This is a genomic window from uncultured Aurantimicrobium sp., from assembly GCF_936931525.1.
In the GTDB taxonomy this organism is placed as follows: domain Bacteria; phylum Actinomycetota; class Actinomycetes; order Actinomycetales; family Microbacteriaceae; genus Aurantimicrobium.
Map to the genome: position 1 here is coordinate 1 of NZ_CAKZII010000087.1, position 10,369 is coordinate 10,369.

Below are 10,369 nucleotides of genomic sequence, written 5' to 3' on the forward strand. Positions count from 1 at the left end.
GGAATCATTGCTGGCCCAGGTGTTTTCTATGGAGATTTCTATCCCAACCACGTACGCCTGTCATTGACAGAAACAGACGAACGCATAGCTGAGGCTGCCAGGCGCTTATTGAGTGTGTAATTAGAGCACTTTTTGCCAATAGGCTTGGATAAATCGGGGTATTCCGGCATAACGGAACGACTTTGAACCCTCTCACCCAGACAGTATCCACAAGGAGTCTTCGTGACTGAAGCCACTAATTCAGTGCCCACCGGCGACGTAGTATCGCTGACCTATGGCGGAAAGACCGTTGAATTCCCGGTCCTTCGTGGCACCGAGGGTGCTCCTTCCATCGATTTGTCCTCGCTGACCAAGCAGACTGGCTTGACCGCACTGGACTATGGCTTCGTCAACACTGCTTCCACCAAGTCGAAAATCACCTACATCGACGGCGAGCAGGGAATTCTGCGTTATCGCGGCTATCCCATCGACCAGGTGGCCACGAACCTCAACTTCCTACAGACCGCTTACCTCCTGATCCACGGCGAAGTTCCTTCTCAGACTGAGTACGAAAACTTCGAAGACAAGATCCGCATGCACACCCTGCTGCACGAAGACCTCAAGGACTTCTTCTCCGGTTTCCCCCGCCGCGCACACCCCATGCCTGTTCTTTCTGCTGGTGTGTCCGCGCTGTCGACCTACTACGAAGACTCTCTGGACCCCAAGAACCCAGAGCAGGTCGAGACCTCGACCTACCGCCTCTTGGCCAAGCTTCCCGTCATGGCTGCCTACGCTCACAAGAAGAGCATCGGTCAGGCTCGTCTTTACCCAGACAACTCTCTCTCCTACGTGGAGAACTTCCTGCGCCTGACCTTTGGTAACAAGGCGGAGCCTTACGTTCAGAACCCTGTCGTGGTCAACGCACTTGAGCGTTTGCTCATCCTGCACGCAGACCACGAGCAGAACGCGTCGACTTCGACTGTTCGTCTCGTCGGTTCCACAGATGCAAACATGTTTGCTTCCGTATCTGCTGGTATCAACGCCCTCTTCGGTCCACTTCACGGTGGTGCAAACGAAGCAGTTCTTTCCATGCTTGCTGAGATCCAGGCTTCTGGTGAGTCTGTCTCGAAGTATGTCGAGCGCGTCAAGAACAAGGAAGATGGCGTCCGCTTAATGGGCTTCGGTCACCGCGTTTACAAGAACTACGACCCCCGTGCACGTCTGGTCAAGGACACCGCAGACGAGGTTCTCGCAGCACTCGGTGTGAACGACCCACTTCTCGGTATCGCGAAGGAACTCGAAGGCATTGCTCTCGAGGATGACTACTTCAAGGAGCGCAAGCTCTACCCCAACGTCGACTTCTACACCGGCGTGATCTACAAGGCCATGGGTTTCCCCACGCGTATGTTCACTGTGCTCTTCGCACTGGGACGCCTGCCTGGTTGGATCGGTCACTGGCGCGAGATGAACCTCGACCCCCAGACCAAGATTGGTCGCCCACAGCAGCTCTACATTGGCGAGCAGCAGCGTAACCTTCCTGGCTTCAACTAGTCAGAGCAGAAAGCCCCTCAACTGAGGGGCTTTCTTTTTTCTCGCAGGTAGTGTGGTCGCTATGAAGGCAGTTCAGTTTGATGGCTTTGGTGAGACCCTTTACGTTGCAGAACGAGAGACCCCAGTCGCCCCTGTTGACGGAGTAGTTATTCAGGTCAAAGCTGCAGGCCTCTGTCGCTCTGACTGGCATGCATGGCAAGGACATGACCCCGACATCACGGTCCTCCCTCATGTTCCTGGGCATGAGTTTGCCGGTGTCGTTGACGAGGTGGGCTCAGGTGTTACCACCCTCAAGGTCGGTGACCGTGTTGTCTTTCCTTTTGTCTGTGGCTGCGGGGAATGTTCCTGGTGTGCGTCTGGGAATGCTCAGGTCTGCCCTGATCAGTGGCAGCCAGGTTTCAGTGGTCCGGGCACCTATGCCGAGTATGTCGCTATCCCTCGAGCCGATTTCAACGCTGTTGTCCTCCCCGATGAGGTCACCTTTGATGTGGCAGCGAGCTTGGGCTGTCGATTTGCCACCAGCTACCGCGCCATCAAGCATGTTGCTGAGGTTCAATCCGGTGAAACTGTTGCTGTCTTTGGCTGCGGCGGAATTGGTCTAGCTGCCATCATGATTGCCGCCGCATCCGGGGCAACTGTGGTTGCAGTTGACGTGAACAACGAGGCACTTGCTCTAGCGTCGCAGGTGGGTGCTACGCATGTGTTCAATGCTGCAGAAGTGGACGTTGTCGAAGCGATAAAGGCAGCAATTCCAGGTGGCGTGGATGTCTCTGTCGATGCGCTGGGAAGTATTCCCACCGCCAAGGCAGCGGTTGAGAGTCTGAGGGTTCAAGGTCGACATGTTCAGATTGGTTTGCTCTTGCCCGCCAAGATCGGCGACAAGGCAACGGTGCCCATGCACGTGGTTATCGCTAAAGAACTCCAGGTACTTGGATCTCACGGAATGGCAGCAGCTGCCTACCCAGAGATGTTGGCAGATATTGCTGCCGGAATCATTGATCCCGGCACCTTCATTACCCACAGAATCCCTCTGGACGCTGTGCCAGAGGCTCTGTCTCAGATGAGCACTGGAACAGAGCCTGGCGTCACCATCATTCAGCCGTAGTGCTGAAAACTTTTGCTGATTAGTGCAGTGCTGAGTTCAGCACGATGCCCACGCCCGTGCGTGAGGTGACCTCAACAGCACCGGTGAGCGAGTTCCGGCGGAACAGCAGGTTATTCACGCCAGAGAGCTCTTTGGCCTTGAGCACAGTAGTGTTCTCGCCATCGATGACGTTCACTTTGGTGCCAGCGGTCACATAGAGACCTGCTTCAACTACGCAGTCATCTCCGATGGAGATACCAATGCCGGAGTTCGCTCCGAGGAGCGAACGTTGACCAATCTTGACCTTCTCTGTTCCACCACCGGAGAGGGTGCCCATAATCGAGGCGCCACCGCCAATGTCGGAACCATCGCCGACGACAACACCTTGAGAGATGCGGCCTTCGACCATCGAGGTGCCAAGAGTGCCGGCGTTGAAGTTCACAAAGCCTTCGTGCATGATCACTGTTCCGGGAGCTAAGTGAGCACCCAAGCGAACGCGAGAGGCATCAGCGATACGCACGCGATCAGGAGTGACGTAGTCGGTCAGGCGGGGGAATCGGTCGATTCCCTGAGCCTGAATGCCTGCACGCAAAAGCAGCGGACGCAACTTGCTGAAGTCATCGGGGTGGACGGGGCCTGCATTAGTCCACACCACGTTAGGAAGCTGGCCAAAGATGCCATCTAAGTTGATGGTGTTGGGGGCAACGAGCAGGTGGGAGAGCAAGTGCAAGCGCAGATAAGCATCGGATGCTCCGTTGGCAGGCTCAGTCAGGCTGATCTCAATAGTGACTGCTTCAAGTTTCACATTGCGACGGGCATCCTCGCCGACGAGGTCTTCGATCTCGGCAGGAACAATCCACTTGTCGCGACCGGCAGGCAGTTGCCCTAATTGAGGAGAAGGGAACCAGGTGTCGAGAACAGTGCCATCGCCAGCAATAGTTGCCAGACCATAACCCCAAGCGTGCGTGTTCGTCTGCGTAGAAACCATGCCTCTAGGTTACCGGCGATAAACTTGGCTTATGTCCTCCACGCCTTTGCTTGACCTGTCGCGTTCAAGCGTGGAGCTCACCGCAGACATCTGCAACATTGAGTCGGTCTCGGGCAACGAGAAGCCATTGGCAGACGCTATTGAATCTGCTCTGTCTGGCCTGGGCCATCTTGAGCTCATTCGTAACGGCAATGCTTTGGTTGCGAAGACGAACCTGGGCCGTGCTCACCGCGTCGTCATTGCTGGTCACCTCGACACCGTTCCGGTGAATAACAACCTTCCTGTTCGTTACAGCGAAGACGAAGGTGCCCAATGGCTCTGGGGTCGGGGAACAGTCGATATGAAGGCTGGTGTGGCTGTGGCAGTGAAACTGGCTGCAGAACTCACTGAGCCCGCATATGACATCACCTGGATTTGGTACGACAACGAAGAGGTTGCTTCGGAGCTGAACGGTCTCGGCAGACTTGCAGCTCAGTCCCCAGAACTGTTGCACGGTGACTTCGCCATCTTGGGTGAACCCAGTAATTCCACCGTGGAGGGTGGGTGCAATGGCACTCTGCGCGTGGAGGTGCGCACGCACGGCGTGCGAGCACACTCAGCACGCGCATGGAAGGGAGAAAATGCCATTCACAAGCTTTCACCCGCTTTGGCAGCCCTAGCGGCATACAGCCCCGCCACCGTGACCGTGGATGGTCTCGACTACCGCGAAGGCCTCAGTGCTGTGGGAGTCTCTGGAGGGGTTGCAGGCAATGTCATTCCTGATGAGGCAGTGCTGACCGTGAACTACCGCTTCGCTCCCGATAAGAACGTTGCCCAGGCACTTGCTCACGTCGAAGAGGTCTTTGCCGGATTTGATGTCGTTGTGACAGATAGCGCAGAGGGTGCCAGGCCTGGACTGACCGCTGCGTTGGCACAGGACTTTGTTGCTGCAGTGGGCGCTGAACCCAGCCCTAAGTATGGCTGGACAGATGTGGCACGCTTCTCGGCACTCGGTATTCCTGCGGTGAACTTTGGCCCCGGTGACCCTTCCCTGGCACACACTGATGATGAGCGTGTGCTCACCTCCCAGATCCTGGAGTGCGAGCGCGCACTACGCAGCTGGCTGAGCACGTAATTGGTTTTCGGGGGATGACAAAAACTCGACTGCCCTGGTGGCTCCAGGTCACCTTAGTTTTCCTGCTCGGCCGAGCCATTTCCACCGTCATGCTGCTGGTGCTGGCGAGCCAGCAAGCAGAGAATGCGTGGACCGGTGCCCAGCCTTCGCTCTGGGACTTCTCCACGATGTGGGATGGCCGTTGGTACAACATCATCGCCGAGGTGGGATACCCCCACGAGATTCCCTATACCGAAGATGGCCACGTAGCTGAGAACGCCTGGGCGTTCTTACCTGCATATCCGGCCATCGTTCGTGGACTCATGGCCATCACGGGGTTGCCCTGGAGTATCTCGGGTGTGCTCGTCTCGGTGCTGTTTGCCCTGGCAGCTTCGCTGGTCTTCTACAAGGTCTTGATCAAGCACGTGCCTGCACAGCAGGCACTCTTTGCCATTGTGCTGTTCGCAGTTTCGCCGGTGTCGCCGCTGTTCCAGCTGGCCTATGCCGAGTCGATGCAGCTGTTCCTGATTGCTCTCGTCATTCTGTTGATGCAGCGCAGGCTCTATGGCTGGGTTATTCCCGTCGTCATTGTGTTGGCGCTGACCAGGCCGGGTGCACTTGCCGTGGCATTGGCTATTGGGTTGCACTGGATTTACCGCTTTGCGAAGCGAAAGCGAACACGTTTCCCCACGCGTGAGCGGGTTTTGGTGGCATTTGTAGCGCTGGTGAGCGCAGTGGCAGGCTTTGCCTGGCTCTTTATTGCAGGCTGGGTTACCGGAGTTCCCAACGCGTATCTTGATACTGAGCTTGCCTGGCGTTCTGCCTATATTGGCTACCAGGAACTTGTTCCCTTCACGCCGTGGATTCATGCAGCACAGTGGTGGACCACTAACTTTGGCTATCCCGAAGTCGGGGGCTATGTCTTCCTCGGTGCTCTTGTGCTGGGTTTTGCCATCTTCCTGTTCACTCCTGCAGTGAAGAAGCTTGGCGTGGACGTGAGATTCTGGCTGGCAAGTTATGCGCTGTATGTGCTCGCGGTGTTCTTTCCCCAGTCCAGCACCTTCCGTTTGCTGGCTCCCTTATTCCCTGCGCTCGGGGCAATTGCAGCACCGAAGTCCAAGGTCTATCGCGTGATCATGGTGGTGCTGTTTATCGTGCTGCAGTGGGGCTGGCTCCTGATCTGCTGGCGTATTGACGGATACGACTGGAGTCCGCCCTAAATAGCGTCCGAAACAACGGATTCCGAAGCTGTTTGGGCCCTTCAAGTGGTTTTTGGGCACCAAACAATACGGGATAATAGAAGTACACAAAGTAAGTGAAAGGGGTGGCCTAAATGGCTGCAATGAAGCCACGGACCGGCGACGGACCCATGGAGGCTGTCAAGGAAGGTCGCCTCATTATTGTGCGCGTTCCTCTCGAGGGCGGTGGCCGTCTGGTCGTCTCTGTCAACGATGCTGAAGCGAAGGAGCTTCACGACGTACTGGCAGCGGTAGTACCCGCCTAGTTCAACGTCTTTTTTTAGAGAACCCCGCTCCTCGGAGCGGGGTTCTTTTGTGTTTTCAATGTCCGCATTTCTTCAGTGACAATTTTTCATACCCGTTCGCGTAGATTTGGATGCGTGAAAAAGAACCTAGATATCCCGGCACCGAGTCCAGTGTTGTGGTTCATGCTTTTTTACGACCTCGTTGTTGCTGCAGCGTTTGGCCTCACCACAGAGTTTTATTCTGATGAGCCAACCTGGGGGGTCATGGGGTTCATCCTCGTGTGCAACTTATTTCTTTACTTACTGTGGATATTGACTTCTCTTGAGTTGCTCTCAAACTCAGGCCGAAATGCAATGCAAAAACTTTTCGGATTACTGCAGATCATTTCGCTCTCTTTGATGTCTATCTCGCTCAGTTGGGATTCAGCACTGACGGGCATCTGGGGGCTCCTCGGGGTCGGCATTGCCGTGCTTTCTCTAGTGGGCCTCATTCTCAGCGATAGAAACGTTGCGTATTCGCAACGCATTATTCCGTGGCTCGTAGTGGCGGCAATCATCTTCTTCACCGGATCTGCATTGTCGGCTCTCGGAGTGTTTACTGATGAGTCAGCCGCGACAGGATTCTTTATCGCGGGAGTCGCAGTCATGTTGGCTGGGTCTGCTCAGGTGATTTCGCAACGAATCTCAGAAGACTCAACGCTCAAGATTCATGAGTTTCAGGAACGATTTGGAATGCTCCTCCTCATCGTTCTCGGCGAGGCATTTATTTTCTTGGTGAATACGCTGGGTGCTATTGGCTCGATTCCGCAACCTCTGTTTTTCGTCTTGGTCATCGTTGTTGTTTTCTCGATCTGGCTGATGTATTTTCCCAAGCTGGCACAGTTTGCTCGCCCCGAGTCAGTCCGCCATTCCGCAGCACGATTTGCAGCTCACTTTGTTCTGGTGGTGTGTAGTGCGAATGCCGTTGCCGCCTTTGCGTCACAAACAATTTTGACCCCAATACCTGGGGTGACAGGGTGGAGCTCGGACAACTGGACTGCCCTGCCGCTCGTGGCCTTGTTGCTTGCCCTCATCTGGCTTCACTATCTCGATGAACTGCGATGGACAAAAATCCAGACCGTCCATCTCATTGCTGCTGCCATTATTTTGATTCTCTCCATTGCCGGCGCTGATGACAATTACGACTTTGGTAGTGGCACCCTGACCTTGTCTGCCCTCGTGTTTCTCGGGGATGCTCTCGTGAGCCATCTCTTTGAGCGCAAAAAACCAATTCCTGTCTAGAACACAATTTATTCAGTGCAATGACGAGATTTCCTCGCCATCCGTGTGAAGTTCTTCTCAGTGAGCTCTAAGCTCGTAATCAAATATTGAACTTTCTCATGTTTCTCATTAGGGGTATGTCACATGGCCGGATTGAGCCGCCGCCAATTCATTGCTGCGATTGCCGGAATGGCGGCTGTGTGGGCTATTCCTTTTGAACAACTCGGAAACCTCACGAGTTCGCGTGCAATCGGGGCAGATGCCCCCAGCACTTTGCTTCAAACGATTCGTTTTGGTTCCGTTACTCGCGGCAAATACCGCAAGCTCGTTGCTGCAGCAGGAGAAGCATATGAAACCCGGGTGGATCTCCTCGGGAGAGCTGCAGCAGCAACTCGGGTCAACACACGTCGCTCACTTCTGTACATTGGTCACCTCTCTGACATTCACATCATGGATGCCCAAAGCCCAGCGCGATTAGAGCCTCTGTTGGAGCAAAGCCAAAGTTTGTGGGGCGGTGCTTTTCGGCCGCAGGATGTCTTGACAACTCAGGTTGCTGCAGAGATGGTCAAAAGCATTTCCCAGCTCCGAATTTCCCCCGTCACAGGCGCTCCCCTTGCCGCTGCCTTTGTCACTGGTGACAGCGCAGATATGCTCAGCAATTTGGAAACCCGCTGGTACGTCGATCTGCTCGACGGCAAAGAGATCGTTCCAAATTCAGGTGCTACCGGTAAATACGAAGGCGTCCAAGGATGGGACGAAACGTATTGGGCTTACCATCCAGAAAACCCCAATGGTGACTGGTTTGGTGACTACGGATTCCCCGAAATTGAGGGTCTCCTTGAAGCGGCAGTAACGGGAACCGTGAACAGTGGCGGAATGCCGGTGCCCTGGTATGGCGTCTACGGTAACCACGACTCCACGTTCTACGGAACATTTGGAGTTCCAGCAGGATTGAAAGAACTTGCTATTGGCGATCGTAAGTTTTATGACTGGAAAGCACTGGGTCTGGACTACATCGGTGACTGGTCAACCGACACCAGTGCGTTTGGTCGTTCAATCAACACCGCACTGCGCAACAACGGGATGCATCTCGGAAGCAAGGCTGTCACTGCTGATCCAGCGCGAAAGCTCCTTGAGCAGCAAGACTTCATGAAGGCTCATTTTGAGACGATGCCAAACCCGGGCCCGGTCGGGCACGGGTTCACTCAGGAGAACTTGGATACAGGAAAAACCTATTGGAGCGCAGACATCAATAACTGTGTGCGTTTCTTTGGACTCGACACCTGTAACCAGGTGGTGGGAGCTGACGGCGCACTTCCAGAAAATCAGTTCTTGTGGCTCAAAGCTGGTCTTGAAAAAGCGCAATCTGAAGGCAAGCTTGCTGTAATTCTCAGTCACCACAACTCATTCACGCTGGAAAACGATGCAGAACTGGCAACTGCCCCAGAAAAGTTGATTCATGCAGATGAGCTCATCACCATGCTGCAGAGCTTCCCCAATATGGTGGCCTGGCTCAACGGCCACACTCACAACAACACCATCACAGCGCACAAGAAGAGCGATGGTGGCGGTTTCTGGGAGATCACCACAGCCTCATGCATCGACTTCCCCCAACAGCAACAAATGGTGGAATTCGTCGACAACCGCGATGGCACACTCAGCATCTTCACGACAGTTGTGGATCACGCTGCACCGGTTGACCCCAGTGGTCCGCTGACGCAAGCCACATTGGCGAGCTGGAGTCGACAACTTGCTGCGAACAACTGGATTGATGGCCCGACATTGCGGATCGGGTCTGAACTAGATCGCAACACGGAACTGTTAGTGCCTGCACCGTTCGACCTTTCGAGTATCAGCGATGCGGATATCGAACGAAACAACATCACCAACCAAGCAAGACTGATGGCGTGGGAAGCGGGGTGGAAACTATGAACAGCGTGAAAAAGAGTCTCGCTCTGAGTGCATCGGTTGCACTCATCCTTGTGGCATTGACTGGCTGTGCTTCCCAAATTGCTGCTCTCAAACCTGTTGGTGGAGACGCATTGGCGGGTGTGCGCACCGCAACCATCGATCTCGTCCTTGCTGAAGGGTATGAATTCCTAGAAGCCCCTGTGTGTACTCAAAGCGAGACAGAAATTAACTGCCTCGGAAGCACTACAGAAAACATTGAGGTCATCTCACAGTCACTTCTCGACGGCAACAAACTCGTTGTGGTCAAACTAGGCACAGAAACCATCTACCAGGGCTCTATCTCGGATGTTCTTGAGAAAGCGGCACGGGGGGAACTATGAGTACTTCAGCTCAGGCGTTGAAACCGGCAACTTATCGGATTTCAGCGCTATCGCGAGCATTCCTCGTGATGTGGCGAGGGTGGCAGGTGCTTATCCCTGTTGTGCTCATTAATGCTCTGATTCAAGCAATCATGAGTTCTTTTCCCTACTCCCCGCTGGATAGCGGATTAAACATCCTCTCAAGCGTCGTCAGCGCGCTTGTATTCGTCCTGTCCCTAGCTTGTGTCGTTGTAACCGCTCAGAGTGCTCTGACCCGTCGAGTGACCTGGCCATTAGTGTTGGCCGAGTTGCGACAGCATGGGCTGAGGTTCTTACTCTGGCTCATTGTTCTGAGTGTTCTCGCCTCACTTGGTTTTGCACTCTTCACATGGCCTGGAATTGTTGTTCTAGCCGTGACGCCTTTTGTCTTGCTGGCAAGTGTCAAGGGCGAAAAGAACCCTGTGGCCGTTAATTTCCGAATTGTTGGTCAACGATTCTGGCGGTGGCTCATCACAGCGCTCATCATCACTGTTATGGCGCTGTTGGGTTACGTCATCCTTGGTTTCACCGAGTTTTTCCTTCGAGGAATTCTGGGTGGAACAGTCATCTGGGTCATCGTCGGTGTTGCCGTCGCGTGGTTCTTCACTGCCTGGGCCCTGAT

10 protein-coding genes and 1 pseudogene are annotated in these 10,369 nt (G+C 54.5%); 10 read left to right on the plus strand and 1 reads right to left on the minus strand.

The window, feature by feature from the left end; translation table 11 throughout:
- From Q0362_RS04010 to Q0362_RS04020, 3 genes and pseudogenes are all read left to right on the plus strand, one after another.
- A pseudogene (locus Q0362_RS04010) lies at nt 1-120 on the plus strand (succinyldiaminopimelate transaminase); the annotation flags it as partial.
- A 102-nt stretch (nt 121-222) separates the two neighbouring features.
- Entirely contained in the window at nt 223-1,530 is a 1,308-nt protein-coding gene (locus tag Q0362_RS04015) for a citrate synthase (RefSeq protein ID WP_298120046.1), read from the plus strand.
- 61 nt (nt 1,531-1,591) lie between these two features.
- Nucleotides 1,592-2,635: a zinc-dependent alcohol dehydrogenase family protein gene (locus tag Q0362_RS04020; RefSeq protein WP_298120050.1), complete on the plus strand. Its 1,044-nt coding sequence runs from the start codon at nt 1,592-1,594 to the stop codon at nt 2,633-2,635.
- Between the two features lie 19 nt (nt 2,636-2,654).
- On the opposite strand, the gene dapD is transcribed toward Q0362_RS04020, so the two are convergent.
- Nucleotides 2,655-3,602 carry a 2,3,4,5-tetrahydropyridine-2,6-dicarboxylate N-succinyltransferase gene (gene dapD, locus Q0362_RS04025; protein WP_298120053.1) on the minus strand — a complete coding sequence of 316 codons (948 nt, stop codon included), beginning with the start codon at nt 3,600-3,602 and terminating at the stop codon, nt 2,655-2,657.
- Between the two features lie 31 nt (nt 3,603-3,633).
- On the opposite strand from dapD, the gene dapE reads away from it, so the two are divergent.
- The 7 genes from dapE to Q0362_RS04060 all read left to right on the plus strand — a co-directional run.
- Nucleotides 3,634-4,716, plus strand: a complete 1,083-nt coding sequence (gene dapE, locus Q0362_RS04030) for a succinyl-diaminopimelate desuccinylase (RefSeq protein WP_298120057.1) — start codon at nt 3,634-3,636, stop codon at nt 4,714-4,716.
- A gap of 14 nt (nt 4,717-4,730) precedes the next feature.
- On the plus strand, nt 4,731-5,915 hold the full coding sequence (locus Q0362_RS04035; RefSeq protein ID WP_298120060.1) for a hypothetical protein: 1,185 nt from the start codon (nt 4,731-4,733) through the stop codon (nt 5,913-5,915).
- A 113-nt stretch (nt 5,916-6,028) separates the two neighbouring features.
- Nucleotides 6,029-6,199 (plus strand): DUF3117 domain-containing protein, encoded by a 171-nt coding sequence (locus Q0362_RS04040; protein ID WP_298120064.1) that lies wholly within the window; start codon nt 6,029-6,031, stop codon nt 6,197-6,199.
- Nucleotides 6,200-6,361: 162 nt separating this feature from the next.
- Nucleotides 6,362-7,459: a low temperature requirement protein A gene (locus tag Q0362_RS04045; RefSeq protein ID WP_298120073.1), complete on the plus strand. Its 1,098-nt coding sequence runs from the start codon at nt 6,362-6,364 to the stop codon at nt 7,457-7,459.
- A 123-nt stretch (nt 7,460-7,582) separates the two neighbouring features.
- The gene (locus Q0362_RS04050; RefSeq protein ID WP_298120066.1) at nt 7,583-9,370 is read left to right on the plus strand and encodes a TIGR03767 family metallophosphoesterase; all 1,788 of its coding nucleotides are present in this window, start codon (nt 7,583-7,585) and stop codon (nt 9,368-9,370) included.
- Between the two features lie 5 nt (nt 9,371-9,375).
- Nucleotides 9,376-9,729: a hypothetical protein gene (locus Q0362_RS04055; protein ID WP_298120069.1), complete on the plus strand. Its 354-nt coding sequence runs from the start codon at nt 9,376-9,378 to the stop codon at nt 9,727-9,729.
- A partial coding sequence (locus tag Q0362_RS04060; RefSeq protein ID WP_298120071.1) for a hypothetical protein occupies nt 9,726-10,369 on the plus strand: 644 nt, incomplete at its 3' end. The genes Q0362_RS04055 and Q0362_RS04060, both read left to right, overlap by 4 nt.